This window comes from Paenibacillus sp. FSL W8-0919 (genome assembly GCF_038003785.1).
GTDB lineage: Bacteria > Bacillota > Bacilli > Paenibacillales > Paenibacillaceae > Paenibacillus_AQ > Paenibacillus_AQ lactis.
The window spans coordinates 3427394-3454096 of the sequence record NZ_JBBOPV010000001.1 but is presented as its reverse complement, the minus strand read 5'-3'; the positions used below and the strand labels follow the sequence as shown (position 1 = coordinate 3454096).

Here is a 26703-nt window from a genome sequence, read left to right as displayed (position 1 = left end):
ATTGTTTTCTTTTTTTGTTCCATTTCGATGGATTTCGGCTCGGTATCTTAATTAAAAAAAACCGCTCATTTAAGATGAGCGGCCAGATTGTCGAGAAACCCTGTCCTTTTAAAGGATCAGGGTTTCTCTGTATTTCCAAAGTAACTAAGTTAAGAAAAATATGAGGGGGCTACCCCCGTTTTTCCAGGCGATCCAGGTGGATCGCCATCTTCTTCATGTTCTGCACGGCTGCCGTCATCAAGGCCTGTTCCCTGACGTTCTGCAAACCGCGCAAACGGCAATAGCGAAACCCATGGAGCTCTTTGGCATCCGCGAAGCTTCGCTCAATCGTTTCTTTTCGTTTTCGGTAGAGATATTTCCCGGATCGACTCAACCGGTTGCCTCGCACCCACTCTTTGCTGTCCTCCCAGACATGACGGGTTACCACCTTTCGGTGGTTGCGAGACCGTGTGCATTCGTTTAATAACGGGCAGTTCTTGCAATGCTGTGGATCCGAAGCGTACTGCCGGTATCCCTCGCGGTTGGTCGTCGTGTACGGTAATTCGTGCTTCGCTGGACAGACATAAACATTACGCTGTGCGTCATAAGTGAACTTCCATTTTGGGAATAAACCTTGGGTTGAGTGAAATCTTCGGTGAGCAATAACGGCAAAAATATTTCGGCTTTGCAGCCCTTTGCAAATGGGTGAAGTCAAATACCCGGAGTCCAGAGCAACGGCTTCGACTTTAAAACCAAATCGTTGTTGTTGACGATCCAAACGGGATAAATACGGTACAGAATCATGGACATTTCCAGCGGTGACATGTACATCCGTAATCATATTGTATTTCAGGTCCACAGTACGGTGATCTAAGTAGAAAAATCCTTCCGGTTTCCCATCACGGATCATATAACCGCTGTCGGGATCTGTCGTGCTCACTTTGACTTCCTTTTCCTCGATCACGTCCTCTCTAGGCTTTAGCGCTTTTTTCCATGTGCATTCCGGTCAGCCTCCACGGCAGCATTAAGTTCACTCACATAGTCACGGGTGTTTTGTAAAACCTGCTCCTTTGTGTATTTATGCTTGTTCGCACTCGCTTTGACGTGGGTTGAATCGGTAACTAAGACACGTCCGCCCACCATACGGTGCTGGATAGCTTGAAGCACAATCTCATCGAAGATCTCCTGAAAAATCTCGGTGTCTTTAAAGCGAGTGCGACGATTCCAGCTAATCGTAGAATGGTCAGGCACTTTGTCGGTTAGACCTAACCCCAAAAACCAGCGGTAAGCAAGATTGGTTTGAATCTCACGTTCGAGTTGGCGTTCGGAACGGATGCCATAAAAATAACCGAGGAAAATCATTTTAAATAACACGACAGGGTCGATAGCTGGCCGCCCATTATCAGCACAGTAAAGCGGACGAACCTTTTCGTCGATGAAAGAGAAATCGATATACTTGTCCACTTTACGGAGCAGATGATCTTGAGGAACCAATTCTTCAATCGAAACAAATTCGTAAGCCTGCTGTTTTTCTCGATTCGAACGCAACATATGTAACACCCTTCCGAACGGTTTATTTAATACCATTATACAACATTAACGCGGTGTCGTGTTGAATTAAATTCACAAGAAAATAGCTGTCGAGACTTTCTCGACAGCCTGACCGCTCATTTAAGATGAGCGGCTTCTTTTAACTGAGTTGCTATCATCACCGTGATTCTTAACATACCCCCGGATGTCGTTGAGCAGTTCATCGTCATCTTCCACCAGCTGTAACCGTCCCGCTCCTACGTTCGTGTAACCCAAAAGCGGAAGCGAACCTATTTTTTCCGATGTTTTACTTAGCAACATTTCAGGTTACGCGTTGCTCAATAAACCGTGTACGTTTGTCCGGTTTGGGCACCCTCAACGCTCTTTCGGTAGGCAAGCGCGGCTCTCCCGGCAGATACGGGCTCAAACCCCGGGAAGTATGGACCGTATGTATCCATCGATTCCTTAAGTACATTGGGGCTGACATTGTTGATACGTATCCCTCGCGGCATTTCAATGGCTGCAGCCTGAACGAAGGCTTTAATCGCTCCTCCAGCCATGGCGGAAGATATACCTCCAATAATGGGACTGTCCATAATAATGCCGGTGGTTAACGTAAAGCTTCCCCGATCATGAACATGGTCCAGCCCGAGCAAAACAAGATTGATTTGCCCCTTCAATTTACCCATAATCGCGATTTCATTCAGCTCCGGCGTCAATTCGTGGAGAGGACCAAAGTAAGCCTGGCCTGCGGTACAGACCACTGCATCTACGGAGCCGACAGCCTTATACATACTCGCGATACTTTCAGGAACGGACATATCCATGGTGATATCAGCACCTTTGCGTCCAGCTGTTATAATTTCATGATGCTGCCCCAGTTCTTTGCGAACCGCTGTCCCCAGTGTTCCGGATGCGCCCACCATCAAAATTTTCATGACCCTATTCCTCCATCCTGTTGGTCTGTATATGTCAATAATTGGACAAGTCAAATCGTATCACATGGAATTGCTATATGCCAGATCGGGGAGCCTTGCTGTTCTATTCTTCAATTATGTATAATGGCCTGGCATGCCCTTACATAGGGGAAAGAGTAAAAAGGAGGAAATGAAACATTGAAGAAAAGGTTTGTAGCATTACTGTCTGCGGCAACATTGGTCGGCGGGATGACGATTGGTGTAAGTGCAGCTCCCGTCCTTGAGAAGATCACAGCTCATTTGAACTGGGGCATTGCCTACGAGGTGAATGGAAAGCAATGGACGCCGAAGGATCAGTCGGGGAACCGCATCGCCGCCATTTCTTATAACAACACGACTTACCTACCTGTCCGAGCGGTATCGGATGCACTGGGCGTTGCAGTGGAATATGATAATAAAGCTCAGAAAATCAAACTGGGCGAAAAATCGGATCTAACCCCGATTACATCGGAAGAGATTAAATTGTCATATGCCTCTGTTATAACCAAGGACAAGCAGCACACCGTACATAATGGTAAAGATTATGGTTCAGGAGTCATCCTCAATAGCATTAATGGGGTAGAAAAAGGATTCACGTTAAGACCTGGAGGCAAACACCAAACCCTCGAATTGTCCGTATTCCCTGTATCGGTTAACAAAGATATCGTGGTAAAAATCATGAGTGGGGGCGTGCTCCTGAAAGAAGTCGTTATCACTCCGAGCGACAGCATTGAAACAGTCACCGTTGATATTGATGGAGCCAAAGAAATCGAGGTTTCGGCTAAGTACCCAAAAGTCGAAATTGGCGACGATATTCTATTCTTCGCTGGAACTTATAAGTAAACGATAATGGAAGAAGAGCCCCTGCCATCGGCAGGGGCTCTTCTAGCGCTTTCAGCAGGTCGTGATTACTCTGTTCACTATAAAAGAATGGATTAGATAAATGCGCGAGTAATGATCACCAACAAGATGAATAATACCAAGATAGCACCTACTGAAGAGCCGTATCCATAACCACCATATCCTCCAGCTACTCCGCTCACATGTATCCCTCCTTTTTTGAACATACACCATACTATGACGCTTCCGCTAAAATGAACTGGGCGATCAACCTGACCGGACAATAATAATGAAAATGCCCCCGGGTCCAGGGGTCCATCCGTCATTAAAACAAAGACGCCAGGGCGCTTCTACTCCCTCGCGTCTTCCGTATATAGGCCTCTAATAAAGGCGGTTGTTATTCTTCTTCTTCGATCAATCGGTTGGGATCCGCCGGATTCAATAATTTCCTGCGCCGGTCAATCAGCCCTTCCTCCCCATGCTCGCGGAATTTGCGCATCCATACCTTTAGCCGCCCGATGTCTGAAATTTGCAAGGCGGATGCCACCTCTTTCTTCGTTTTACCCGCAAGCCGCATGGCGACTGCCTTCTTCTTCGTTTCGAAACTGTAGGTATGAAATGTCTGCCCCTTTTTCGCCATGATTATCACCTCTTTACTATGTATATCGGCCGAGGCCGCCCGTATTTCAATACCCCGGGTACTCCGGGCAAGTCACGCCTGAGCAGAGCCTTTGAAATCGAAATATGATCTTCCAAGGACCCCAGGATATGGTATAATTTCGTAAGAATTCATGAACTAGAAATTGGGGGATCATCCTTGGGGAAATTCATTATTTTTGGCATGCTGTTTTATATTTTCGGCAATCCGTTCATCGCCATTATTGTTCTTCTGCTTATCGTTTACGTCCTGGACCGCAGATTTGTCGGGGTGTTTCCCAGCATTACGCGTCCGATTCAGCGGGCAAGACAGATATCCAAGCTGCGAAAAAATATCGCAGCCAGTCCCAGCGACGTCTCCTCGCGACATGAGCTGGCAAGGCTGCTGATCGAGCGCCGCAAATACGGGGAGGCGCTGAAGCTGCTGGAGTCCATCTCGGAAAGCTTGCAGGATTCGGCGGAATACTGGGATGATATCGGCACCGCCCGCCTGAAGACCGGAAATACCGCTCAAGGAGAAGCGGATATCCTTCAAGCGCTGGATATCAATCCCCGGGTAAAATACGGCCGGCCATACCTAAGGCTTGCCGACGCGTTCCGCACGGCGGATTCCGCGAAAGCGCTCGATTATTTACAGAAGTTTCATACCATGCACTCTTCTTCTTCTGAAGCATACTACCTCCTGGGAACCATGTATCGGGTTCTGGGACAGCGTCAGGAAGCCAAGGAAGCCTTCTCGGAGTCGATGAGCGTATACCGATCCCTTCCCAAGTACAAGCGGCGCCAAGAACGCAAGTGGGCGGTTCGGAGCTTTTGGCGGAACTTATTCTAAACGTGCCTGAAATCCATTATAAGAAGCTCCGCAGCAAGTTCATCCCTTCGAAGCATAACAAGACCCGCCGGCGATTTGCCAGCGGGCCTTGTCATGCTTCTATGTTATACCAGCGGCTTGTACCCAAGCCGATGCAGCTGCTCGGCGACAATCCGGTAGCCTTTCCCGTTCGGATGAAGCCCATCCACCGATAGCAGCTCCTTCTCTTTGCCTGCAAATGCGGCATTCACATCGGCAATCCGGAAGTACACGTCGCTGAGGCTATGAAGATATCGATTAAACCGCGATACGTATTCCCCTGCTTCCCCGGAAGCAGGATACGGATTGTACAGCCCGACGGCACGGATGAAATAAGCTTTGCCGCCTCCTGCCTTAATATTTCGAATATGCTTGACGGTGTTAGACATGTAATACTGGCAACGGAGCAGCGCCCGATCCAGAGATTCCCGGTCAGGACGGCCGCCGGCGGATTTCACGGCTCTGATCAAGTCGTTGCCGCCAATCGTTATGGTTATGATATGAGCCTGCTGCAAATGGTAACGATAGGCCGGATTTTGAACGATCCGCTCATACAGCCCCTCGGATGTTAATCCGTTGATCCCCATATTTTCGTGAGCCACAAATTGCTGAAGTCTCTCTTCCGCCATCCGGCGATATAGCGGAACAAAGCCGCTGCCAGGCATCGCCCCGAACCCGAAGGTCAGCGAATCGCCGACAGCGGTATAATGGTACACCAACATGTTCACCCCCTGTCCCGCTCGTTATGACATTATATGAGCGGGAGCATCGGTTGTGAAACGGGACAGTGCCTCGGATAAAAAGAATACAGGCTGATGCTTGTTCTTCGGATTACAGGACCCTTAATCCGATGTCTCCTCATCGACCTCATAAATACAACGGAACCGTTCAACCCCAGGATATTTCTCGCCGAGGCTGTGCACTTCAAAGCCGATATTCCGGTAAAAGTCCACCGCTTCATCGTCGGTCTCCGCGATAACTCGCTTAGGCTTAGGATCGAGCTGAAGCAGCAGCTCCAATATCATCCCCCGTCCATAGCCTTTCCCCCGGTTCTCCGGGAGTACGGCAAGATGTCTGATCGTAACTTCATCCCGCTGAATATCACAGCCGATAATGCCGACGAGAAGCCCCTCCTCAACGTAACCATAGAGCTTGCTCCCGCCTTCGGCCTTATAAAGTGAAACGGCCTTCTCTACCTGATCCGGATCGGGAAAAACCGAATAGCCAAGCAGCTCCCTTACCTCCAGCTTAGCCGCTTGGGATGTCATTTCCTTGAGCATACCTTGTATCCCCCATCATTCATTGTGTGTACGAACAGACGAAAGCCTGTGCTAGAGCATTTCCTCCGCGCTTCGGCCTAGCTTCTTCAGAAGCTTGACCGCCTCTGCCTTTTCTTGATCGGTCAAGCCGCTGAGCGCCTTGATCATCAGCTGCTGGTGGCCGGGAAAGATCGATTCGAAGAACGCTTTGCCCTCCGGGGTCAGCTCCGCATATATCACGCGGCGATCCTCTGCTGATGCCCGCCGCACGAGGAGATTTTTCTTCTGCAGCTTGTCTACCACATATGTAATATTGCCGCTCGAGATCAGCACTTTTTCACCGATTTTCTGCAGCGGCTGCGGTCCTTTGTGGTACAGAACATCCAGGACGCCGAATTCCGTGGAATTCAACCCGTGACTCTGAATGCTGCGGTTGGAATGCGTCATAACCGCATTATAGGCTCTTGCCAAAATAACCATCAAATGCAATGGATAATCCTCTTGTTCTTGAATATCCGACATATTTCACCCTCCGAAAGTTGTCATGTATTAAGGTTAATGAACGCAAGGCTCAACTGTCAAATGGATTATTCACTCGCCGAGTCAGCTCCGATAATCCGCACCGACCCGTCCCGGCATCCAATGATCGCTTGATCGGCCATCCCTAGAAACAAGCCGTGCTCGACCACGCCCGGAATGCCCGTCAGCCGGGCAGCCAGCTCTTCAGGCTCGGAGATCCGCCCAAAGCTGCAGTCTGCAATATAGTTGCCATTATCCGTCTCATAGACGGCTCCTTCGCGGTCACGGCGGATTTGTACAGAGCATCCAAGCTCCTTCAAGGATTGAACGGTCCATTCGTAGGCGAAAGGAATGATTTCGACCGGTAGCGGAAACGCCCCCAGAACGGGCACCTCCTTCGTCTCATCGGCAATGATAATCAGCTTGTCGCTGCGGTACGCCGTCATTTTCTCACGCAGCAGCGCTCCTCCTCCGCCCTTGATTAGCCGTAGCATCCCGTCAAGCTCATCCGCTCCGTCAATCGTCAAATCCAGTCGGTCGATATCCCGGACCGGGGTGAACGGAATCCCCTGCTGAACCGCGAGCTCCTCGGAAGCCCGAGAGGTCGCTACAGCTTGGATATCGAGCCCCGCCCGGACCATTTCCCCGATTTTGAGAATGGCGTAATAAGCCGTTGAACCGGTTCCGAGACCGACCTTCATCCCGCTTTGGACATAACCGGCAGCACGCTCCGCCGCAATTTGCTTCATATTGTATTCCGTGTTCATACCGTGATCTCACCTTTCTACATCATGGTGCAACCCATGCTATAATATTCAATTATACCGACTTATTTCGTTCAACACGGAGGTTGAATATGCGAACCGAGAATCAGATCAAGTCCAAGCTCAATGAGCTTACCATGCAAAAAAAACTGCTGCACGCCCGTATTGCACAGCTGGACGAGAGCAGTCCGCAGCGCGCTGCCCTAGTTCAACAGGAGGCCCGCCTCGACGATATGATGATCATGCTGGAATGGGTGCTGAACGAGCCGGAAGGCTCCTACCATATGTAATCAAGTATACCGAAATAACGAGAGGGGCGCCTTGGCGCCCCTGCCCTTATATTTGAGCCTCCTTCTCCCGCGTGAAGCGTTCGAGCCAGTTCTCATAGAGCTCGGCGTTCTCGGGAGAATAACACACAAAGTCAATCCGCTCCAGCCGGTTATCCGGAAGGTCCTCCTCCAGCAGCTTCGTAACAGCCGTGAGGGCAACATCGCAGGCCGGGGCTTTCGGGTATTCATAGATGCCGGTGCTGATATTAGGAAAGGCGATGCTTCGTGCGCCTACCTCAATGGCAAGCAGAAGACTGTTTCGGTAGCATTCCGCAAGCGTGTGCTCCTCGCGGCGCCCGCCTCCTTCCCAGATCGGGCCGACGGTGTGAATGATATGCTGTGCAGCCAAGCGCCCCGCACCTGTAATAACGGCGTTGCCGGGCGGGCACCCGCCCTGCTGCTTGCGAATCTCCATGCACTGTTCCATAATTTCGGGTCCGCCGGCACTGTGAATTGCACCGTCGACCCCTTTTCCGCCCAGCAATCCCGAATTTGCCGCATTTACGATAATGTCGCCCGTCCATGTCGTAATATCGCCTATAATGACGGAGACCGATGTCCTTCCGATTTTAAATGTTTTCATTCGGAAAATCTCCTTTCGGTCTTTTAACCCTTTATTACCCCGCCTGAGGGGCGGTTGACCCTGAATGCCCCGGCTTGGTGTTATCTTTTTTTGGCGACCGCCGTTAGCCGTTCGGTCAGCCGGATCTCATCCTGGCCCTGGAGCGCTTCCTCAACCGTCCGGTAGAACCGGAGCGTCCCCCGGTCCCGCGCGGCTTTCAGATGGGAGAGAAATACATCCCCCGCCTCCTCCAGCTTCAGATCCTCGGCTTTATGCCGAACCCGGCATAAGTACACCTTCATGGGACCTTGAGGATCCTCATATTCCATAACGCCGATCGGTGTCAGGGTCCGTTCATCCTCCCTCGTGAATTGGGGTGTCTTATAAACGGTATATTCCGAAGCCGGCGGAGGAATGTATGCTTCCCGCTTTTTATCTGCGATCAATCTGGAATTCATGAACGCAAGATAACCTGCTGCCGCAAATAAAATTACGGCCGCAGCAATGGCAATATTCATCATCAATAAAGCCTCTCCTTCTAATGGTTCGTATCGATCCACTCCTCTGGGGCGACCGTGCGTCGATCTACATGAAAATCCGCATTACTGCGATGACGAGCAGATGCAGCGGATAAAAGGAACGCCACACCCAGCGGCTTACCCGGACGGTTTCAAGCTTTCTCCAAATCTGCGGACCATAAGTAATAAGCACTGTAGGAATAACGCTCCACATTTGAAGCTCCCAGTTGTTGACGAACAGGAACAGCAGATTCAGCAGCATATGAAGCGGGGCGAGCCAGCTCGGCTTCGCATATCGAAAGATGAGAATCAGCATGAGTCCATAAGCACCGTAATCAAATGGAAGATCATTCAAGAGCGTGCATGCGGCTATGATGAGCATCGACGACAGTATCCACGATTTCGAGCGTTCCAGCAGATAGAGCACCAGTGCCCCAACAAACAGCGTAACGACCACGTTCAAGCCTCGGGTATCAAGCGCCAGCTGATAGGGGATTTGGGATATAACCGCAATAACGGCAAGTCGCAGCATGTAACGCGGTCTCGAGGAGGTATAACGATGCCCTTGAACCAGGGCGTAAGCGTAGATGGGAAAGGCGATGCGTCCGATGATCCGCCAAAATTCCTGATTCGGATAAAATACGAGCCCCACATGATCAATCAGCATCGTCAGCATAGCGATCCATTGCATCACGGCCCTCCTCCTTTGTACAGCTTTCGAGTACGCTATGTATTTTCGGAACCCAGCATATCTATTATCGGTTGCTTTGGGGACGGTTGCAAGTAGCGTTGAGGCTTGCCGAGTAAAACCTGATCATGCTGCCCGGAACTGCGGGGCTGCTGCAGCGAGATCCTCTGCTGAGGTGTATGCCAAGAAGGTCAGCCTAATGATCCGGCGAACGGGCTTTCAGCATTTAAAAAAACCACCCGGCTGATGTGCCGGATGGCTGCAATATCCCTTATTCATGGGAGAAGATTCAGGACTTCGTACGCTTACGGCGCCCCGGCCGAAGCCGCTTGCGGCTTGTTATGGCTCGATGACTCGGGATGGCGGATCATCAGGACGCAGATGAGCGCCAGCAGCATGCTGCCCGCCGCACAATAGAACAATATCGAATAGCCCATGCCGTCGATCAGCTTGCCGAGGAGAGGCGGCGAGGATATGGCGGCAAGTGAAGATACAAGATAGTACATCCCCGTTCTCGTGCCGATGCTATCCTCCGAGCCGGTAGAAACAACGAACGGGTAGGAATTGATGTTGATGCACGCCCAGAACAATCCTCCCACGGTCAGCAGGATCCGCAGCACAAGCAGCGACTCGATCAGCGGCACGAGGGAGAATACAATAAGCAATCCCAGGACGCCTATGCTGATAACACGCTTCTTCCCGAACCTGCTGCCGAGCCATCCGCTGGGAATCGCGAACAGCACAAACGCCAGCGAGAAGAAGGTCAAGGAAAAGGACGCCTGTGACTCCGTCAGTCCCATTTCATTTTTACCGTACAGGGTAAACAGCGTCTCTACGCCTTGATAGGCAACAAACCAGAAGAAGATGGCAGCAAGCAGAAGCGCCGTCGTACGATTCAGCTGTTTCTTGAAGGATACCGCGGACTTGGCTTCCGTCTGGGCTTGATAACCTGGAGCATCTCTCCGTTCTTTAATAAACACCGTCAAGATAAGAAGGGACGCCAAGGTGACGACTGCGGCGGCGATGAATGGCAGCGACGGATGGGCATTATAGAGAATGGATCCGGCACCGAATGCCAGTATCGAACCGACGCCTCCCATGAAGTTAATGATCCCGTTGGCGCGCGTACGGCGTCGCTCTTCCGTAATATCGGGCATCAAGGATACGGTTGGCGAGCGGTACAAGCTCATGGCGAGGTTCATCAGCACCATGAACAGGAGCAGCGTCGCCAGTCCGTTATGAAAGGGGATGATTGCCGTAAACAATGCGCCAAGCGGCATCCCGATCAGCAGATAAGGCATCCTTCTTCCGAACCTTGTATGCGTCCGGTCACTCCGACTTCCGATCCATGGCTGCAAAAATAAGGCAAAGTAATTGTCGATTGTCATGAAAAAACCGATCAACGCGACACTGGAGATGTACCGCTCCAGAAAATAAGGCACAAAAGCGTTATACAGTGCCCAGGTGATGCTAATGCTGAAAAAACCGAAGCCCAGCAGCCATGTTTTTCTCAAAAGCTCACACTCCCTTAGTCTGCAGCAATCCGGAGAGCACGTCCGGATAATCGGTAATAATGCCGGCTACTCCGGCTTCAATCAATGATTTCATCTCGTTCTCGTCGTTAACGGTAAACGGATGGTATACGACGCCGTTCCGTTGTGCTTCCGCCACCCATTCAGGAAGAACAGCCTTCTTGTAGGCATGAAGCGCATCGGCTTGAATGCGCTTGGCGTATTCCCAAGGCTCGTACAAGCCTTCCATATATAAAATGCCCGTCCGGATCTCCGAATCCACGCGCTTGCAATGAAGGAGCGAATAGTGATTGAAGCTGGATATGACGATACGATCGCCCATCTTAAATTGGTTGACCGCCTCGATCACCTTTTCCTCGAGACCCGGATACGGTACCGAGCTGTTCTTCAGCTCGATATTGACGATCGTGCCGCGGCTTTGGGTAAGCTCGAGCAGCTCCTCCAGCAGCGGAATGCGCTCCCCTTGGAATGCCTCACCGAACCATCCGCCTGCGTCCAGCTTCGACAGCTCCTCGTAGGTGTAATCCTTAACGAATCCTTCCGCTCCGGCGGTACGCTTCAGCGTCTCGTCATGGATGAGGACGAGTCTTCCATCCTTCGTCATCTGTACATCGGTCTCAATGCCGGTGGCACCAAGCTCCAGGCTTTTTTCAAAAGCCGCCATCGTATTTTCCGGGCAGACTGCCGAAGCCCCGCGATGGGCAAAATTGATTAATTGCGGCATGTTTTCCTTCGCCTCCTGAATGGTATAAAAGTTTGTCATTTTAACTATAGCTCGCAATTGTTAGAACTATGTTATCCCTCTTCTCATATTCCACAAGAAATGGGAAATCCCTGTCATGAAAGCGATTTATTTTATTTGGGATTGACGTCAAACGAATGTCATACATATAATTGTTAAGACAACTATTTTTGAAAGCGTGAAATGAAAGGTGTGACTTGTTTCTTGAAAAAACCTGCCTCCACTCCCTCCATCGGCTTTTACCTCGGCTACACCTATCGGCGGGCCTCCCAATGGTTCGGTCATGCTTTGAAGCCGTATGACATAACGCCCGAGCAGTGGCTCGTCCTGTATCGCATTTGGGAGCATGAAGGGCTGAATCAGAAAGAGGTCGCGGCGAAGGCCGATAAGGATCAGCCTACGACGACCCGGATTTTGGATTTGCTCGAGAAGAAGGGCTATACGCGAAAGACAGTCTCACCGCATGACCGCAGAGCTTTCCAGCTGTATCTGACCGAAACCGGCAAGCAATTGATTGACGCTACGGCGGAGATCGAACGCGAGTGCGGCCGGCAGATCATCGAAGGAATCGACAGCCGGCAGCTGGAGCTATTCTGGGATACGCTCTCACGCATCAATGATAATCTTCAACATCTACAGAACAACAGGAGAGATAGCCTACATGAACCCGAATAACAACCCGAAACAACCATTATGGACCAAAGAATTCATTACCCTGATGGTCAGCAACCTGTTCCTGTTCCTGACCCTGCAGATGATGCTGACCACGCTGCCCGCATATGCGCAGGATGCCTTTACGGCCAGCCCGCTTCAGGTCAGCCTCATTACAAGTCTATTTGCATTCAGTGCGATTCTATCAAGATTCGTCTCAAGCAAAGCTTTGGAGAAAGGCAAGCTCCGGCTTCTGCTGTATGTCGGCCTTGTCATCTCCTTGGCGGCAACCCTTGGTTATTATTGGGCCACCGGTATCGTCTTTTTGCTCATGATGCGCATCCTGTTCGGGATCGGCTTCGGCATGACGAGCACCTCGTTCCCGACGATGGCATCCAACGTGATCCCGCCCAAACGGATGGGCGAAGGCATGGGGTATTTCGGTCTATCGACGACGCTGGCCATGTCCATCGGTCCGATGATCGGACTTACGATGCTTCAGGACGGAGGCTTTACGCCGCTCGTGATGCTTACCGTGCTGATTAATATTCTGATCTTCCCGCTGGCCTTCATCCTGTTATCCAAGAAACCGAAGGCGGAGGCCTCGCCGGTGTCTAAGGCGCAGGCGGATGATATGCCGACCGGATTTAACCGCAAACTGATCCTCCCGAGCGTACTGAACTTTTTAATGTCGATTACGTACGGCGGACTGCTCAGCTTTATGGCGTTATATGGCCATGAGGCCCATCTCAGCAATCCCCAATACTTCTTTCTGTTCAATGCGCTGGCCATCATTCTCGTTCGCCCGTTCTCCGGCAAAATTTATGATCGCTACGGGCATAAAGCGCTGATGGTTCCGGCTGCCATTCTTATGATTGCAGGCCTGCTGCTGCTGACCTTTGCCACTTCAACGGGTTCGCTGCTGTCGGCACTATGCTACGGCCTGGGCTACGGAGCAATGCAGCCATCGATTCAGACCTGGATGATCCAGGAGGTTCATCCGAAGCAGCGCGGCATGGCTAACGGCATGTTCTTCAACTCGCTCGACTTCGGCGTAGCGGTCGGCTCGATTGTGCTGGGGTCGATTGCCAAGGCAACATCCTACGGCATGATGTACCGGTTCTCTGCCATCTCGTTGGTGCTGCTTATCGTGATATATGGCATCATGAAGCTGGTGCGGGGGACTGCGGCAGCTCCTCCTGCCTTAAACGAGTCGAATCAGAGCGCTGCCGGATAACTCGCCCTGCAGCTCTTTCATGTGCATAAAAGAAAAAAAGGTCTTGTCCACTCACTTGTGGACAAGACCTTTTTTCTTAATTCCCTTCGGCTTCTTGAATTCCACCCGATAGGATCCGCCCCCCGGATCATCCTTCTTGGCTTCGGGTTTCACGGCAAACAGCGTAAGCAATCCGCCTACCGCAGCGATGGCTGCAAGCGTGCCGAACATGACCCCGTGATGCGTTCCCAGCAGCAAGGAGACGACGGGCGGTCCCAGCGATACGCCGATAAACCGCATGCTGCTGTATAGCGACGTGATCGTTCCCCGCTGCTCCTTGTCAACCCCCTCGGTCAGCAGGGTATCCATACATGGGAGAACCATTCCGATCCCGATTCCGCCGATGGTCATCATGCCGATCACGAAATAGATCTGATCGCTGAATCCGATCACGAGCAGCGAAGCCGTTAAGAGACACATTCCGGCAAACCCCGTCCACTTCATCCCTCGTTTGTTTTTTCCGGTGAATTTCCCTGCCAAGTAGGAAGCCAAACACAACAGGGCAAGAGGGATGGCAAGCACCAAGCCTTTAACGACTCCCTGCAGGCGGTATGTGCTTTCCAGCGTCTCGGATAAATAGAACAGCATGCCAAACACGCCAAACATGGCAATGCCTCCGATCGCAAATATGGCATACATCCACCGTCCCTTCTCGCGAAGCACCTCACGGGTTGTCTTTAGAAACTCGCCGAGGGATCGCTCATCATGATTATCTCCCTTGGGCGCCTTCACCAGAAAGATGACGAGCACCAACGAGATCAAACACAGGACCGGAATGGCGATAAACGGCAGAAACCAAAGAAAGCTACCTAGCAGCGCCCCTAGGATTGGACTTATAACCTTGCCGAACGTATTGGATGTTTCGATAATACCCAAGCTTTTACTGACCTTCTCTTCGTCATTGAACATATCGCTGACCAGCGGAATCACGATCGGAAATGCGCCCGCCGCACCGATTCCCTGAAGAAACCGGCCAGCCAGAATAACATAATAAGATGTCGTTCCCGCGAGCAGCCATGCTGCCACGGCAGAGACCGCTCCGCCCGCCGCCGCAATGATTAAACTCGGTATGATGATCTTCTTGCGCCCGAACCGGTCCGATAAATAGCCTGCGATCGGAATCAGCAAAATGGCTACCACGGCATAAACCGTAATCAGCATGCTAACTTGAAAGGAGCTTATTCCCAGGACTTTAGATATTTGCGGCAAAATGGGAATCAGCATGGAGTTGCCGAGCGTCATAATGAGCGGTATGGAAGCAAGCGCAACCAGGTCCCATTTTTTACTTTCCATGAGAAGACCACCTTTATGTTATCAGTATCCATATTGTAGGTTCTTTCGCCTAGAATATGCATCCGATCAAGGTGGTCGATTTTACCCGAATAAATTATGGTACTGCCTACACTTTAAACCCGGACATCAGCTCCGTCAGCTGCTTCGACATGCTGCTCAGATCCTCTACGGAGCCCGCAATCTCCTCCATCGAAGCCAGCTGCTCTTCGGTCGCCGCGCTTACGCTTTGAGTTCCCGCTGCCGTTGTTTCCGTTACGTCCTGTATTCTGCGGATGGTGTGCACCAGCTCTTCGGCTCCGGCATTCATCTCTTCCGTTGCCACGGTCACGCCATACATCTGACCGTTCAATTCCTCGATGGCCCGCTCGATGTCTTTGAACGCCCGTTCCGCCCCTTGCGCGACATCCATGCCCTCGGAGACCTCGCGGGTGCTTCGTTCCATCACATTCGCAAGCTCATAGATGTCCTGCTGGAGCTGTTGAACAAATTGGCGGATTTCGATCGAAGAATTCGAAGCCTGGTCGGCCAGCTTTCGGACCTCGGCCGCAACGACCGCGAAGCCTCTGCCGTGTTCGCCCGCCCTGGCGGCTTCGATGGAAGCGTTCATCGCAAGCAGCGAGGTCTGCTCGGCAATTTCGATGATCACCTGACCCATGACTCCGATGCTGGAGGCTCGCTCGCCAAGGTGGCGTACGGATTGCGCCGACTGGTCCACGCTTGTACGGATGCCCTTCATTTGATTCAACGTCTGTACGATCGCCTGCTCTCCATCGGCGGCCAGCCTGTTGGCTGTCGATGCAAGTCCGGACACCTCTTGCGCCGTCATTGCGATATGCTTCATTCCTTCAGCCATATCGGTTACGGTTGTTGTCGTTTCCTCCGTATCCTGAAGCTGACTCTCTACCCCTGCAGCCACTTGCTCCATAATGCTTGAGGTTTGATGCGTGGCTTGGCGAATCTCCTCGGTCGTCGTATGCAGAAGAGACGCGGATGCGCCGACTTGGCCTGCCGTATCTTGAATTTTCACCACCATGTCTCTAAAGCCCTGTACCAGCTTATTATATGCGTCGGCGACATCCCGGATTTCATCCTTCGTCGTAATATGCAGCCGTGTTACGAGATCGCCGCCTCCCTCCGCAATTTTCAACAGTTGATCCTTCATCCGGTTCAAAGGCTGAATCGAACGGGTCAGCAGATATCCCTGTACGGCAAAATACGCGATTGCGGCAAGTCCTATCAATAGAATGACGTTATTCTGGAATCGGCTGGCTTCGGCAATTCGGTTCGCCTGCTTGGCCAGCGCTGCATTTTTGCTGGCTGTAAAATCGGTAACGAGCGTTTCAAACGATTTGCGTAGCTCCCGCTCACGATTGAAGGCCTCCTCATAGATTCGGAAAGGCACCGCTTTATAGAATCCGGAATCATAGCCGAGCTTATTCAATACCTCGGTGACCGCACCGGTATAATCGGCGAATCCCGCTTCGATGCCCTCAATCACCTTCTTGTCCTCGGCGGAGGTCATCAATCCCTTCGTCTCCTCCATCAACGCTGCGATGGACTGCTGCTTCGATTTCAACGAGTTGACATACTCATCGTCGCCGGTTAACAAATAACCCCGTTCATCATTCGATATGCCGGTTAATAAATATTCCAGCTGGGTCAGGTTATAGATGATCTTCTGATCCACATCGATGATTTGACTGAACTTTCTCTCTGTCGAATTTGTGGAAATAAATGCAATGACCATGATTACCGCCGTGACCGCGGCAAGAATCGTAGATGAAAGTATGAGTTTCGTTTTTATTTTCATCCGTGAGCACCCGACCTTTTGTATGAATTTATATTCCCAAGGTATTTTTCGGCAAAAAAGCTCATGAAATGAATAGATCATCAGACGGATGAAACGCAAAACTTTACGGAAAACACCTACTTAATTGTCCACTGGCCAAATGTTTTATCAAAAAAAGAGGCTGACGGCCTAAACTGGCACATCAACCTCATTGCATTCCTAGCAGAGGATACCGCCTCTTCTAATTTGTTGAATCCGGAATAAAACGGCTTTTCTCGCCGACATGGTAAATGTGAAGCCGGTGCATGGCTCGCGTGCATGCGGTGTAGAACAGCTTCCGGTCACTTTCCCGGCGGTATACTTCCTCAGAACCGTTGTAGATGATCACCGCGTCAAATTCTACGCCTTTGGCCAGATACGCCGGAACCACAAGCGTTCCCTTCTCAAAGGCAGGCGTGTTCTTGGTGATAAGCCGAACCTGGACGCTCTCCGACAGCTGCCGGTGCACGCGCCGGCTCTCCTCATCCGTTCGGCAGATCACAGCGACATATTCATATCCTTGGGCATGAAGCTCGGCGATGTCTTGAATCACCGCCTGCTCAAGCGCTGCTTCATCCTTGACCGGGATGACCTGCGGTGCCTCGCCGCTTCGATTGAATGGAACGATCCGGTCTCCGCCGGGGATCATCTGCCGCGTAAATTCCACGATTTCATGCGTTGAACGATAACTCTGAGTGAGGTTAATGACCTCGGTCTCTTCTTCACCGTACAGGCTGACCAGATTTTCCAAACTTCCTAGCTCCTCGCCATGCGCATAGATCGCCTGGTTCAAGTCCCCCAGCACCGTCATCTTCGCCCGCGGGAACAGCCGTTTCAGGAATTCCAGCTGAAAGGCGGAATAATCCTGAACCTCGTCGACAATGACATGCCGGATCGACGTGTTGGTCCGGAAGCCCTGAAGCAGCTCCTTCAGATAGAGAAACGGCGTAGCATCTTCATACATCAGCCGTTTCTCATGCAATGCCTGAACGGTGAGATTGCAGATCTGCTCCCAATACTTCGGCAAAGAACCCGTGTTTCCGGCAGCCCGGCGGAATAATGCTTCGTCCTGGAACAGCTTTCGGTACATACCCGATACATCGACGTATCGATACCGCTTGATCCAGCGACGGATCGGCTTCAGGCTGTCGCTGACGACCATTTTGGCCAGAATATCCCGCTCTTTCTCGAAATCGTCAAAGGTCGTTTCCTTACTATTCTGCTTTCTCCGCATCGTCTGGTAAGCGCGTTGATAATCCTCCGAATCGAGCAGATCGATTTTCTCCTCCACCCAAGGTGCGCTTTTCTCTTGCTGGGCGAACTCGGACAGCCGCTTCAACAGCCATTCCTTCATGAGATCAATGCGGCCGGCCAGCTTAACGGCAGAGTCGTAGCTGTAAAACTGCGCCGCCATCTCATCGGAACTCACGATTACTTTGCCTTGGAACACCGCCGGCTTGAAGAGCATTCCTTCCTTCTCGAGCAATTCCTTATAACGCCGAATCGTATCCAGATATGCACCCGAGGACTTAAAGGCGATGCCTTCAAGCCTGGCTTTATACTCCGGCGAGTCTTCTTCATTTAGAAGGGTTTCCGTCTGGGTAAACACATCCTCCAAATCAAACTCCTTGCCCAGCCGAAACTCAAGATAAGACTGAAACGTCGTCTGCTGCATATTGTCCTCGCCCAGCTCAGGCAGAACGGTGGACACATAGCTGTTGAAGAGCGGGTTGGGCGAGAACAGGATCATCTGATCCGCCCGCAGCGTCTCCCGATATTTATACAATAGGTATGCGACCCGCTGCAGTGCAGCCGAGGTCTTTCCGCTGCCTGCAGCCCCTTGGACAATGAGCATGCGCGTTTTATCGTTGCGGATGACCGCATTTTGCTCTTTTTGAATCGTAGCGACAATGGATTTCATCCGATCATCCGCGCTATGGCTGAGCACCTGCTGGAGAAGCTCGTCGCCGATCGTCATGCCTGTATCGAACAGCACCTGGATCTTGGCGTCATGGATGACAAACTGACGTTTAAGCAGCATCTCTCCGGTCACCATGCCCGAAGGCGTCTCGTACTGGGCCGGTCCCGGCGCTCCGTCATAATAAAGACTGGAAATCGGTGCCCGCCAGTCATACACCAGGAAGGTCTCCATATCCTCGTCCATGAAGGAGCCTGTTCCCAAATAGATCGACTCCGTCTCCGGCCATCCGTCTTCCTGAAAATCAATCCGTCCGAAATAAGGGGAATCGACAAGCTTCCGGTATTTCTTGAGCAGCTTGCTTGATTGCAGATGGGCGCGTTCCCGTTCCGACAACACCTGGGATTGCTGTCTCAGGTTCGTTGACGTCTCGCCCAAATCATCGGGGTTACTGAAGTTCACGGTTACCTCGTCCCAGAAATCCTTCCGCATTTCGATGACTTCTTCGCGTATCCCTCCGACATCTGCTTCCAACTCCGAAATCTTCCGTCCGATCTTGCCTGTAACTTCTGTAACTCGCCCTTGTTCCTCTTGCCAATCCTGTTCGCTGATAGCCATTGCTCATCCCCCTAATCTACTGGTTGACAGCGTAAGAAATCTGTGATACAATATAATTGTCATATTATGACCATTTATGTCTTATTAATGACAGAACATTGCTTATTATAGCAGTGTGATGAAGTGGAATCAATATTATAATGAACATTAGGAGCCGGCTGCGAAGCCGGCTTTTTTGCTGCCTTCCATGACCTCTTCGTAACGTATAGGGTTCGGAGCGGGTTCAACGGAACCCGTTCGTCACCTTATTTTTTCAGCCACGAAAATAAAGGCTCCTCCTGCCCGTCATCCTCTACCACGCGTTCCACATGCTCCGCTACCCGGTTCAGACGATCAAGCTGGTACCCGTAATCGTACATTGCCGCGGCAACAACGGAAAGACGAAGCCCGCCGGGCTCTCCTCCAGGGCCGCACATGACGTGCGCCATAAATTCCTCATTGTTCTCAACCATCGTCTCGGCTTCATCCTCGTTCGGCTTCAGTTTGCCCTCGAATTTCCATAAGATGTGCTCATGGTACTTCATCAAGCGCTCCAAATTGGCATCGAACTGCTGGTCGATCTCCTCCGTACGCTCGGCTTGGAAATAATGGTTCTCAACCGCATCCAGCACTTCGAAGCCCTTGCGAAGCGATTGAAGCAGCTGCTTATATACCACAAGCTGTCTCGCCTGGCTGTATTTCGCCCGCTTCAGCTTCTTCTGCTCCTCTTCAAACAAGTTGTATTTGTCGGATAACGATTTAATCGCAGACTCGAGTTCCTTCTTCTCCGCACGATACACCGAATCCTTCATTTCATGGGAAATCGCGGTGCGCAGCAGGAGCGACATTTTCCCGAATACCGTATGAATTCGCGTAATGTACTGCTCCTTCGGTTTGGGCGGAAAGACGAGAATGTTAATGAGGAAGGCAGATATAATTCCAATAAGCGTTAAAATGAACCGGTTCAAAGCAAAATCCCATTGACCGGATGCCTCCATGACCGAGATGACCGTAACCAATGTCAGTCCAATCGTTTCTCCCATCTTCAGCTTCATACAGATCATAATGACGACAATGCAGATCAGGCCGACCGAGATCGGCTGATTGGACAGGAAATAGCCGCCAAGCATGGCCAGAATCGCTCCAAGCGTGCTTGTCTGCAGCTGATCCAGGAAGTATCTCCACGATCGGTAAATCGAAGGCTGCATGGCGAATATGGCGGCGATTGCGGCAACGACCGGCGATTTGAAATCCAGCAGCATCGCCATATACAACGCCAAGGTTACGGCGAGACCGGTTTTGAACATTCTTGCTCCGAATGCCATAGGCAGCCCTCCTTATCTGTTACATCATTAAACCTCACGCTACACCTATTAAACTCAGCAATGAACACAATGATACATACTCCTTCACAAGAACCGCTATGACTTGAATTACCTTTTTAGCATCCGAATACGATGCGCGCGAGTCCGGGGGATGACTAGCCTGACCCGCGAATCATTCCGGCATCCTTTCGACGGAAGCGCTCCATGAACCTCTCATACTGCCCGACCGACAAGGCTAACCAGAAGCACGCAGCCAAATACCCCCCAACGATATCGCTGGGATAGTGAACGCCAAGATAAACCCTGCTCAAGCCGATACTCCCGATCATAAGGATGGCAATAACGATCAGCACGATCCGGCCTTTTCCGGACTCAATATGCCTCCACAGCAAATAGGCCAAAACACCGTAGAACGAGAAGGCAACCATCGAATGACCGCTGGGAAAGCTGTAGCCGGTTACCTCAATCAATCGGTGGATATCCGGTCTCATCCGCTGGAACGCAAGCTTCAATAGAAGATTTAGAATCGAGGAGCCGGCAATGACTCCGATAAGCAGCAAAATCTCAGTTCGATGCTTGAGCAGTACATACTGTAAAGCGATCGCAATCAGGCACAAAACAATAATCGGATCTCTCGAGCCAATAAAAGAAAGCCAGACTGCGATATCCGTGATCCACGACTGTTCGAAGCTTTGAACATATCGACTAATCACATGGTCCCAATCATCTATTCTCTTGTGCTTCACTAGAGCAGCCAATAGGACGAAAGCTAATAAAGTACTTAGCGAAATGAAACCAATCCACCGCCTTCGCACCCTCAGCCGATTTAACTGTTCCTGCACAATGACGTTCTCCTTTTAATCGAATGGAATCGTATCCGAGACAAATGGGCGAATCAAGATCATACCATTTTCCTGCCATGAAGAAAAGGAGCTGTGGATCTGTTCTTCCCGATATTTTCATAGTCTTTGTCAAATCACGGCGGAATACACCCTTTAAAATAAACAATCGCCCTCCCTGAGTTGGACTACTTAAGCATCCGCTCCAGGCTAGGGCGATTGAAGTTGTGTTCTGTCATGAGAACAAAACACCAGGATCGCAAGTAAAAATTGGTCAACGCGGCGATCTTTTCCTATTCATCCAATGATTTGGATGATCGATTCGCCGCTGCTAACCGTTCCATTATCTGTCTAAGTGAGGGGGGCGACCATGCGGAGCTCTAAGCACCGGTTTTTAGCTGTCCGCGCTTTGTCAGGATCTCCTTCACGGCATCGGCCGCTTCGTTTACGCTCCTTACCGAGACAGTAACCGGCTCACTGTCTTGATACTGGCTTGCGGTGTAATTGTACTTCGGATCATAATAATGCTCCAGCAGCATCCGGATCCCTTCGGCGAAACGCCCTTCCTCCAGATGCTTTCCGATTTCGGCAGCGATCGGCGTATGGATCCGTCCCTTGATCAGACGATACGCTTCCAAATATTGCTGCTGATATTCCTCGGGACGATAGTCCTCCATAATTTGGCGAATGCGCTCCTCCATCGGAAGCTCAAGTACAATCGCGACCCCTTTCTCCTTCATCTGCATAAGAAAATCGGGAACGACAATCTTGCCGATCCGCTTGCTCTCCGCTTCAAACACAATATACGGGGCATGCTCCAGCTGTTTCAACCGCTCGAACAGCTTGGCGTCAAACGACTTCTGATTGCTCGCATTAAGTCCGATGTGGCCGAAGATCGAGCCGCGGTGCCCGGCCAGCCCCTCCAGATCGAGCACCGGGTAGCCTTCCTCCTGCAGCTGTTTGAGCACCGCTGTCTTACCGGTTCCCGTCAGGCCATGCAGCACGAAGGATTCGTCAGGGAGCTTCAGGCGCTCCATCGTATCCAGCACATACTTACGGTATGCCTTGATTCCGCCCGAAATCCGGCTGACATGGATATCCATCAGGGAAAGCACGGTCGCTGCGGTTCGGCTGCGCATGCCTCCGCGCCAGCAATATACCGCTTTATCCCCCTCGATTTCTTTAAACTGCTTCACGAATGCGGGCAGCTTGGCGGACATGATCGCCAGCCCGCGCTCCTTCGCCGCATCAACCCCGACCTGCTTGTACAGCGTTCCGATTTCAGCCCGCTCCTCGTCATTGAATACCGGGATATTCAGGCTGCCGGGAATGGTCGCATCCGTATATTCCGAAGGGGAACGGACATCGATCAATGTCAGCTTCTTATTCCGCTGAAGTTCCATAAGTTCTTCTACCGTGATGTCTTGAAACATGTCTGTTCGCTCCTTATATCGATTCGCCTGCAAGCGGTCCTTGCTTGCTTACCATTCAACCGAGATCCGTCCGCCATGCTCGGAAACGACCTCTCCGATCCGGCCGGCCTCTAATCCCGCAGCCTGCAGCTCTTGAAGAAGCGCGTCCGCCTGGGAGCCCTCCACCGCAATCAAAAGGCCTCCAGATGTGACGGCATCACTCAGAATCCACTTATCGTATTGGTCCATTCCGTCCGGAAAATCAACGGAGTCCTTCACATGGTCGAAGTTGTTCTTCGTTCCTCCCGGAATGACGCCGAGTTCGGCAAGCTCCCTTACCCGTTCCAATACCGGCACAGCGGATTTGATAATCCGGATTCCCGCTCCGCTTCCCTTCGCCATTTCAAGCGTATGACCGAGGAGACCGAAGCCGGTAACGTCCGTGCACGCATGCACTTGATAAGGCTCCATGATTTCAGCGGCGGTTTTATTTAAAGCAGCCATAACTGCCGTGACACGGCGGATCTCATCATCGCTTAACAAATCCTTCTTCATGGAGCTGGACATAATGCCGACGCCGATCGGCTTGGTCAAGATCAGGGCATCGCCCGGCTTAGCGCCGGCGTTTGTTCTGATCTTATCCGGATGAACAGTCCCTGTAACGGCCAAGCCGAATTTCGGCTCCTTGTCGTCGATCGAATGACCGCCGACCAGCGTAACGCCCGCTTCTTTCAGCTTATCGCCCGCACCGCGGAGGATGTCGGCCAGTACCTGCTTGTCCAGCGTCGAAATCGGAAATGCCACAATATTCAGCGCCGTCAGCGGCTTGCCGCCCATCGCGTAAATGTCGCTGATTGCATTGGCTGCGGCCACTTGCCCGAAATCGTAAGGATCATCAACGATAGGCGTAAAGAAATCGACCGTCTGCACCATGGCGAGGTCATCCGTAAGACGATAGACGCCGGCATCATCGCTCGTATCCAGCCCGACGAGCAAATTCGGATTCGGCTCCGTTTGGGGCAGCTTGCGTATGACCTGCGCCAAGTCGGCCGGGCCGATCTTGCAGCCGCAGCCGCCTTTGGAGGAATAAGAGGTTAGCTTTATTTTGTCGGATTGACTCATTTCTAGGACTTCCCTTCATTATATATATTACGGCGGTTACCCCCGTTAGGGATTCAACATGCAACAACCCCGGATATGAGGTGCCGGTGAAACACAGCTCAAGGACTCCGGGGAAAAACAATTTCGTTTATTACGCTACGCATTTACCTCAGGATTTGCAAAACCCTCCTTTCTATTATAAAAAATCAACCGCAGGAAGTCTAATCCTGGTTCGCGTATCTGATTCCCTGGTAAAATAGTTGCTTATGCTTGATTTATGGTATAATAATGGATTGGAATATGTTTATCATCCCAGATATATCGGAGGAATCTCGACTATGACTCACACCAATGATGGCCGAATGCCGCTTCATCATACAGACCGCAGAAAAACCTTATGGTTTATCGTCCTGTTTATCATGATCGCGGCGGCAGGATTGACATATGTAAAATGGTGGCCGTATTACAATAAAGCCCTTAAAGCGATCGTAGATCACAGTATCGGCTCATCCATCCTGAACTTTCAACCGGATAACACCTTACCGTCTTGGCAAGCGGCCTGGGACTATGCCGTCACCTACTTTAAAGCCGTATGGAAAGCCGCCGTGCTCGGCATTTTGCTGGGAAGCCTCGTGCAATCTCTGCTCCCGCAAGGCTGGCTTCTGCGCGTGCTGGGCAAATCCAGCTTCGGCAGCACAGCAATCGGAGGCCTGGCATCCATACCGGGCATGATGTGCTCCTGCTGCGCGGCTCCAATCGCGGTCGGCTTGCGTAAGAAAAAGGTATCCGTCGGCTCGGCCCTCGCCTTCTGGATCGGCAATCCGACCATTAACCCGGCTACACTCGTATTCATGACCTTTGTGCTGTCCTGGAAATTCACGCTGCTGCGGCTCGTGTTCGGGATCCTTCTGACCTTTGGTGTCAGCTACCTGGCCAACCGGATCTCGAAGGAAGCAGCTCCTGTAGAGATCGACGCCGCGGAGCAGCCTGACGAGACCGACCATCGTCCGCTGTGGAAACGCTGGATGTCGAGCATCGCCGACATGGTCATCCGGGTCGTTCCCTCGTACTTCATTGCCGTGCTGCTGCTCGGAGCGCTGCAGGTGTGGATGTTCCCTCAGCTCGGTGAAGCTGCCGGCGGCGGCATATTGGCGATCATGTTCTTCGCCGTGATGGGCATGCTCTTCGTCATCCCGACGGCAGCGGAGATCCCGATCATCCAAGCCTTCATGGCGGCTGGACTTGGAGCGGGGCCTGCGGCGGCTCTTCTCTTGACGCTGCCGGCGATCAGTCTGCCGTCCTTGTTTATGGTAAGACGATCCTTCCCCCGCAAGGTGCTCTGGTTCGTGGCGGGCTCCGTCGTGATCCTGGGCATAGTCTGCGGATTGGCGGGCAAGCTGTTCCTATAGTTTAGGGGGCATTCCATCCCTGATTTCATATTTTTTATTTTTTCTTAAGGTAAAGCCCGGACATATCTGGTACAGTGGTTACAGAATGATCCAACATATTATTTGGAATCGAAGGGAGTCAATTACTGAATGAAAGATAATGATTTGCAGCCAAATCTTCCGGGAGAGCCCGATGAGAAAAGCGGACAAGCCGAGGAGAATATTCAGCAAGAGAGCCATTCCGGGGAGGATTTCCGCGACTCGGGCAGCTTGGATTTGTCCAAAGAGGATGACAAGGTTGGACTGATGATCCCGGATGATCAGCCTTCGCAAGAGGAAGCAGCCCCTTCCGGCGGCGGCGGAAACGGCAGCAAAGGATGGATGATCGCCTCCCTCGTACTCGCGGCGGCACTGATTGTCGTCCTCATCGTGCCTCCGTTTGCCAAAGGATCCGGTAACGAAGCAGTAGCGAATGTCAACGGTGTCAGCATTACGAAGGATCGGTTGTACGATGCGCTGGTGCAAGCCGGAGGACCACAAACGCTTGACGGCATTATCCGAGATGAGCTGATTGATCAGGAGATGAACAAGAAGTCCCTCACCGTAACCGACGAAGAGGTAACGGCCGAGGTTGCCGCCCTCAAGGCAAGCTACCCATCGGAGGACCAGTTCAACATGGCGCTCATGCAGGCCGGCATGACGGAAGAGGATCTAAGCAAGCAAATGCGTGAGCAAGTGAAGCTCAAGAAGCTGCTTGGCGACAAAGTCAAAGTTACCGATGATGAAGTGAAGGAAATTTTTGAGCAGAACAAGGAAAGCTTCGCTACGCCTGAACAGGTGCGGGCTTCCCACATTCTGGTCGAAACGAAGGAAGAAGCCGACAAGATTTACAAGGAGCTGCAGGAAGGCGCAGACTTCGCTGCGATCGCCAAGGAGAAGAACCAGGATGCAACGAAGGATACTGGCGGCGACCTGGACTTCTTCGGACGCGGCGAGATGGACCCTGCCTTTGAGGAAGCGGCATTCAAGCTGAAGAAGGGCGAGATCAGCCTGCCGGTTAGGAGCTCCTTCGGTTACCATATCATTAAGCTGACCGACCGCAAGGAAGCAACCAACCCGACCTTCGAGGAGAAGAAGGAAGAAATCCGCGGCCAGATGGTCAACCAAAAGGTGTATCAGGAGTCCCCGGCTTATATCCAGGAGCTTAAGGACAAAGCGAAAATCACCAACACGCTCGATAAAAGCTCTGCAGATGCCGAAGGCAAGGATACAGCAGCCGATGACACAGCAGCAACGCCGGCTAAATAACACCAATAAAAGTCTTATCAGGAGGATTGCCCAAGCTAGGCC

28 protein-coding genes are annotated in these 26703 nt (G+C 51.6%); 7 read left to right on the top strand and 21 right to left on the bottom strand.

The genetic code is table 11. The features are described from left to right. Nucleotides 1-169 precede the first annotated feature (169 nt). A protein-coding gene (locus NST44_RS15610) for an IS1182 family transposase (protein WP_213617301.1) occupies nucleotides 170-1530 on the bottom strand; the annotation gives its coding sequence in 2 pieces (ribosomal slippage) (nucleotides 170-963 and nucleotides 963-1530; 1362 coding nt in all). A 317-nt stretch (nucleotides 1531-1847) separates the two neighbouring features. Continuing rightward, nucleotides 1848-2447 (bottom strand): short chain dehydrogenase, encoded by a 600-nt coding sequence (locus tag NST44_RS15605; protein WP_007132128.1) that lies wholly within the window; start codon nucleotides 2445-2447, stop codon nucleotides 1848-1850. 177 nt (nucleotides 2448-2624) lie between these two features. On the opposite strand from NST44_RS15605, the gene NST44_RS15600 reads away from it, so the two are divergent. Further along, nucleotides 2625-3308 carry a stalk domain-containing protein gene (locus NST44_RS15600; protein WP_007132129.1) on the top strand — a complete coding sequence of 228 codons (684 nt, stop codon included), beginning with the start codon at nucleotides 2625-2627 and terminating at the stop codon, nucleotides 3306-3308. Nucleotides 3309-3400: 92 nt separating this feature from the next. On the opposite strand, the gene NST44_RS15595 is transcribed toward NST44_RS15600, so the two are convergent. Then, nucleotides 3401-3532 carry a sporulation protein YjcZ gene (locus NST44_RS15595; protein ID WP_077567186.1) on the bottom strand — a complete coding sequence of 44 codons (132 nt, stop codon included), beginning with the start codon at nucleotides 3530-3532 and terminating at the stop codon, nucleotides 3401-3403. A 170-nt stretch (nucleotides 3533-3702) separates the two neighbouring features. Then, entirely contained in the window at nucleotides 3703-3945 is a 243-nt protein-coding gene (locus tag NST44_RS15590) for a helix-turn-helix domain-containing protein (protein ID WP_007132130.1), read from the bottom strand. A 177-nt stretch (nucleotides 3946-4122) separates the two neighbouring features. Between NST44_RS15590 and NST44_RS15585 the strand changes: the two genes are divergently transcribed. After that, nucleotides 4123-4794, top strand: coding sequence for a tetratricopeptide repeat protein (locus NST44_RS15585; protein ID WP_007132131.1), 672 nt, complete (start codon nucleotides 4123-4125; stop codon nucleotides 4792-4794). A gap of 104 nt (nucleotides 4795-4898) precedes the next feature. Here NST44_RS15585 and NST44_RS15580 read toward each other — a convergent pair whose 3' ends face one another. The 4 genes from NST44_RS15580 to rpiA all read right to left on the bottom strand — a co-directional run bounded on the left by NST44_RS15580 (nucleotide 4899) and on the right by rpiA (nucleotide 7357). After that, nucleotides 4899-5534 carry a GDSL-type esterase/lipase family protein gene (locus tag NST44_RS15580; RefSeq protein ID WP_210094705.1) on the bottom strand — a complete coding sequence of 212 codons (636 nt, stop codon included), beginning with the start codon at nucleotides 5532-5534 and terminating at the stop codon, nucleotides 4899-4901. A 120-nt stretch (nucleotides 5535-5654) separates the two neighbouring features. Further along, nucleotides 5655-6092 carry a GNAT family N-acetyltransferase gene (locus NST44_RS15575; protein WP_007132133.1) on the bottom strand — a complete coding sequence of 146 codons (438 nt, stop codon included), beginning with the start codon at nucleotides 6090-6092 and terminating at the stop codon, nucleotides 5655-5657. A 51-nt stretch (nucleotides 6093-6143) separates the two neighbouring features. Next, entirely contained in the window at nucleotides 6144-6593 is a 450-nt protein-coding gene (locus NST44_RS15570) for a MarR family winged helix-turn-helix transcriptional regulator (RefSeq protein WP_007132134.1), read from the bottom strand. Between the two features lie 65 nt (nucleotides 6594-6658). Continuing rightward, a complete protein-coding gene (rpiA, locus tag NST44_RS15565; protein WP_144869081.1) occupies nucleotides 6659-7357 on the bottom strand; it encodes a ribose-5-phosphate isomerase RpiA in 699 nt (232 codons plus the stop codon). An 89-nt stretch (nucleotides 7358-7446) separates the two neighbouring features. On the opposite strand from rpiA, the gene NST44_RS15560 reads away from it, so the two are divergent. After that, nucleotides 7447-7644: a hypothetical protein gene (locus NST44_RS15560; RefSeq protein ID WP_007132136.1), complete on the top strand. Its 198-nt coding sequence runs from the start codon at nucleotides 7447-7449 to the stop codon at nucleotides 7642-7644. A gap of 46 nt (nucleotides 7645-7690) precedes the next feature. Here NST44_RS15560 and NST44_RS15555 read toward each other — a convergent pair whose 3' ends face one another. From NST44_RS15555 to NST44_RS15535, 5 genes are all read right to left on the bottom strand, one after another. Continuing rightward, the gene (locus NST44_RS15555; RefSeq protein WP_007132137.1) at nucleotides 7691-8266 is read right to left on the bottom strand and encodes a macro domain-containing protein; all 576 of its coding nucleotides are present in this window, start codon (nucleotides 8264-8266) and stop codon (nucleotides 7691-7693) included. Nucleotides 8267-8346: 80 nt separating this feature from the next. Further along, on the bottom strand, nucleotides 8347-8766 hold the full coding sequence (locus NST44_RS15550; protein ID WP_007132138.1) for a hypothetical protein: 420 nt from the start codon (nucleotides 8764-8766) through the stop codon (nucleotides 8347-8349). A 64-nt stretch (nucleotides 8767-8830) separates the two neighbouring features. Then, nucleotides 8831-9454 carry a TraX family protein gene (locus NST44_RS15545; protein WP_007132139.1) on the bottom strand — a complete coding sequence of 208 codons (624 nt, stop codon included), beginning with the start codon at nucleotides 9452-9454 and terminating at the stop codon, nucleotides 8831-8833. Nucleotides 9455-9756: 302 nt separating this feature from the next. Further along, nucleotides 9757-10965: an SLC45 family MFS transporter gene (locus NST44_RS15540; RefSeq protein ID WP_007132140.1), complete on the bottom strand. Its 1209-nt coding sequence runs from the start codon at nucleotides 10963-10965 to the stop codon at nucleotides 9757-9759. Between the two features lie 4 nt (nucleotides 10966-10969). Beyond that, nucleotides 10970-11707 carry a glycerophosphodiester phosphodiesterase gene (locus NST44_RS15535; RefSeq protein ID WP_028405334.1) on the bottom strand — a complete coding sequence of 246 codons (738 nt, stop codon included), beginning with the start codon at nucleotides 11705-11707 and terminating at the stop codon, nucleotides 10970-10972. A 222-nt stretch (nucleotides 11708-11929) separates the two neighbouring features. Between NST44_RS15535 and NST44_RS15530 the strand changes: the two genes are divergently transcribed. Next, nucleotides 11930-12400, top strand: coding sequence for a MarR family winged helix-turn-helix transcriptional regulator (locus tag NST44_RS15530; RefSeq protein WP_276825350.1), 471 nt, complete (start codon nucleotides 11930-11932; stop codon nucleotides 12398-12400). Beyond that, complete coding sequence (locus NST44_RS15525; protein ID WP_340900041.1) at nucleotides 12387-13613, top strand: MFS transporter; 1227 nt, start codon at nucleotides 12387-12389, stop codon at nucleotides 13611-13613. The genes NST44_RS15530 and NST44_RS15525 overlap by 14 nt, the downstream gene beginning before the upstream one ends. 51 nt (nucleotides 13614-13664) lie before the next feature. Here NST44_RS15525 and NST44_RS15520 read toward each other — a convergent pair whose 3' ends face one another. The 8 genes from NST44_RS15520 to selD all read right to left on the bottom strand — a co-directional run bounded on the left by NST44_RS15520 (nucleotide 13665) and on the right by selD (nucleotide 23986). Beyond that, complete coding sequence (locus NST44_RS15520) at nucleotides 13665-14945, bottom strand: MFS transporter (protein WP_210094708.1); 1281 nt, start codon at nucleotides 14943-14945, stop codon at nucleotides 13665-13667. 106 nt (nucleotides 14946-15051) lie between these two features. After that, nucleotides 15052-16755, bottom strand: coding sequence for a methyl-accepting chemotaxis protein (locus NST44_RS15515; protein ID WP_340900038.1), 1704 nt, complete (start codon nucleotides 16753-16755; stop codon nucleotides 15052-15054). Nucleotides 16756-16975: 220 nt separating this feature from the next. Continuing rightward, nucleotides 16976-19309: an RNA polymerase recycling motor HelD gene (helD, locus tag NST44_RS15510; RefSeq protein WP_213614424.1), complete on the bottom strand. Its 2334-nt coding sequence runs from the start codon at nucleotides 19307-19309 to the stop codon at nucleotides 16976-16978. A 245-nt stretch (nucleotides 19310-19554) separates the two neighbouring features. Continuing rightward, entirely contained in the window at nucleotides 19555-20613 is a 1059-nt protein-coding gene (locus tag NST44_RS15505; RefSeq protein WP_007132147.1) for an FUSC family protein, read from the bottom strand. A 155-nt stretch (nucleotides 20614-20768) separates the two neighbouring features. Continuing rightward, nucleotides 20769-21326, bottom strand: a complete 558-nt coding sequence (locus NST44_RS15500) for a phosphatase PAP2 family protein (protein WP_251537487.1) — start codon at nucleotides 21324-21326, stop codon at nucleotides 20769-20771. A gap of 10 nt (nucleotides 21327-21336) precedes the next feature. Continuing rightward, entirely contained in the window at nucleotides 21337-21621 is a 285-nt protein-coding gene (locus NST44_RS15495) for a hypothetical protein (RefSeq protein WP_186375702.1), read from the bottom strand. Between the two features lie 211 nt (nucleotides 21622-21832). Beyond that, entirely contained in the window at nucleotides 21833-22885 is a 1053-nt protein-coding gene (gene mnmH / locus NST44_RS15490) for a tRNA 2-selenouridine(34) synthase MnmH (protein WP_210094711.1), read from the bottom strand. Nucleotides 22886-22933: 48 nt separating this feature from the next. After that, the gene (selD, locus tag NST44_RS15485) at nucleotides 22934-23986 is read right to left on the bottom strand and encodes a selenide, water dikinase SelD (RefSeq protein WP_210094712.1); all 1053 of its coding nucleotides are present in this window, start codon (nucleotides 23984-23986) and stop codon (nucleotides 22934-22936) included. 317 nt (nucleotides 23987-24303) lie between these two features. Here selD and NST44_RS15480 point away from each other — a divergent pair, with 317 nt between their 5' ends. Then, nucleotides 24304-25374, top strand: a complete 1071-nt coding sequence (locus tag NST44_RS15480; protein ID WP_007132151.1) for a permease — start codon at nucleotides 24304-24306, stop codon at nucleotides 25372-25374. Between the two features lie 129 nt (nucleotides 25375-25503). Then, a complete protein-coding gene (locus NST44_RS15475) occupies nucleotides 25504-26661 on the top strand; it encodes a peptidylprolyl isomerase (RefSeq protein ID WP_210094713.1) in 1158 nt (385 codons plus the stop codon). The last annotated feature ends 42 nt before the right edge of the window (nucleotides 26662-26703 follow it).

What these genes read in the sequence shown, in the direction of transcription:
- NST44_RS15605 (WP_007132128.1), bottom strand. Translation starts at nt 2,447, where the DNA reads ATGAAAATTTTGATGGTGGGCGCATCCGGAACACTGGGGACAGCGGTT.
- NST44_RS15595 (WP_077567186.1), bottom strand. Translation starts at nt 3,532, where the DNA reads ATGTTCAAAAAAGGAGGGATACATGTGAGCGGAGTAGCTGGAGGATAT.
- NST44_RS15590 (WP_007132130.1), bottom strand. Translation starts at nt 3,945, where the DNA reads ATGGCGAAAAAGGGGCAGACATTTCATACCTACAGTTTCGAAACGAAG.
- NST44_RS15580 (WP_210094705.1), bottom strand. Translation starts at nt 5,534, where the DNA reads ATGTTGGTGTACCATTATACCGCTGTCGGCGATTCGCTGACCTTCGGG.
- NST44_RS15575 (WP_007132133.1), bottom strand. Translation starts at nt 6,092, where the DNA reads ATGCTCAAGGAAATGACATCCCAAGCGGCTAAGCTGGAGGTAAGGGAG.
- NST44_RS15570 (WP_007132134.1), bottom strand. Translation starts at nt 6,593, where the DNA reads ATGTCGGATATTCAAGAACAAGAGGATTATCCATTGCATTTGATGGTT.
- rpiA (WP_144869081.1), bottom strand. Translation starts at nt 7,357, where the DNA reads ATGAACACGGAATACAATATGAAGCAAATTGCGGCGGAGCGTGCTGCC.
- NST44_RS15560 (WP_007132136.1), top strand. Translation starts at nt 7,447, where the DNA reads ATGCGAACCGAGAATCAGATCAAGTCCAAGCTCAATGAGCTTACCATG.
- NST44_RS15555 (WP_007132137.1), bottom strand. Translation starts at nt 8,266, where the DNA reads ATGAAAACATTTAAAATCGGAAGGACATCGGTCTCCGTCATTATAGGC.
- NST44_RS15550 (WP_007132138.1), bottom strand. Translation starts at nt 8,766, where the DNA reads ATGATGAATATTGCCATTGCTGCGGCCGTAATTTTATTTGCGGCAGCA.
- NST44_RS15545 (WP_007132139.1), bottom strand. Translation starts at nt 9,454, where the DNA reads ATGCAATGGATCGCTATGCTGACGATGCTGATTGATCATGTGGGGCTC.
- NST44_RS15535 (WP_028405334.1), bottom strand. Translation starts at nt 11,707, where the DNA reads ATGCCGCAATTAATCAATTTTGCCCATCGCGGGGCTTCGGCAGTCTGC.
- NST44_RS15525 (WP_340900041.1), top strand. Translation starts at nt 12,387, where the DNA reads ATGAACCCGAATAACAACCCGAAACAACCATTATGGACCAAAGAATTC.
- NST44_RS15520 (WP_210094708.1), bottom strand. Translation starts at nt 14,945, where the DNA reads ATGGAAAGTAAAAAATGGGACCTGGTTGCGCTTGCTTCCATACCGCTC.
- NST44_RS15515 (WP_340900038.1), bottom strand. Translation starts at nt 16,755, where the DNA reads ATGAAAATAAAAACGAAACTCATACTTTCATCTACGATTCTTGCCGCG.
- helD (WP_213614424.1), bottom strand. Translation starts at nt 19,309, where the DNA reads ATGGCTATCAGCGAACAGGATTGGCAAGAGGAACAAGGGCGAGTTACA.
- NST44_RS15505 (WP_007132147.1), bottom strand. Translation starts at nt 20,613, where the DNA reads ATGGCATTCGGAGCAAGAATGTTCAAAACCGGTCTCGCCGTAACCTTG.
- mnmH (WP_210094711.1), bottom strand. Translation starts at nt 22,885, where the DNA reads ATGTTTCAAGACATCACGGTAGAAGAACTTATGGAACTTCAGCGGAAT.
- selD (WP_210094712.1), bottom strand. Translation starts at nt 23,986, where the DNA reads ATGAGTCAATCCGACAAAATAAAGCTAACCTCTTATTCCTCCAAAGGC.
- NST44_RS15480 (WP_007132151.1), top strand. Translation starts at nt 24,304, where the DNA reads ATGACTCACACCAATGATGGCCGAATGCCGCTTCATCATACAGACCGC.
- NST44_RS15475 (WP_210094713.1), top strand. Translation starts at nt 25,504, where the DNA reads ATGAAAGATAATGATTTGCAGCCAAATCTTCCGGGAGAGCCCGATGAG.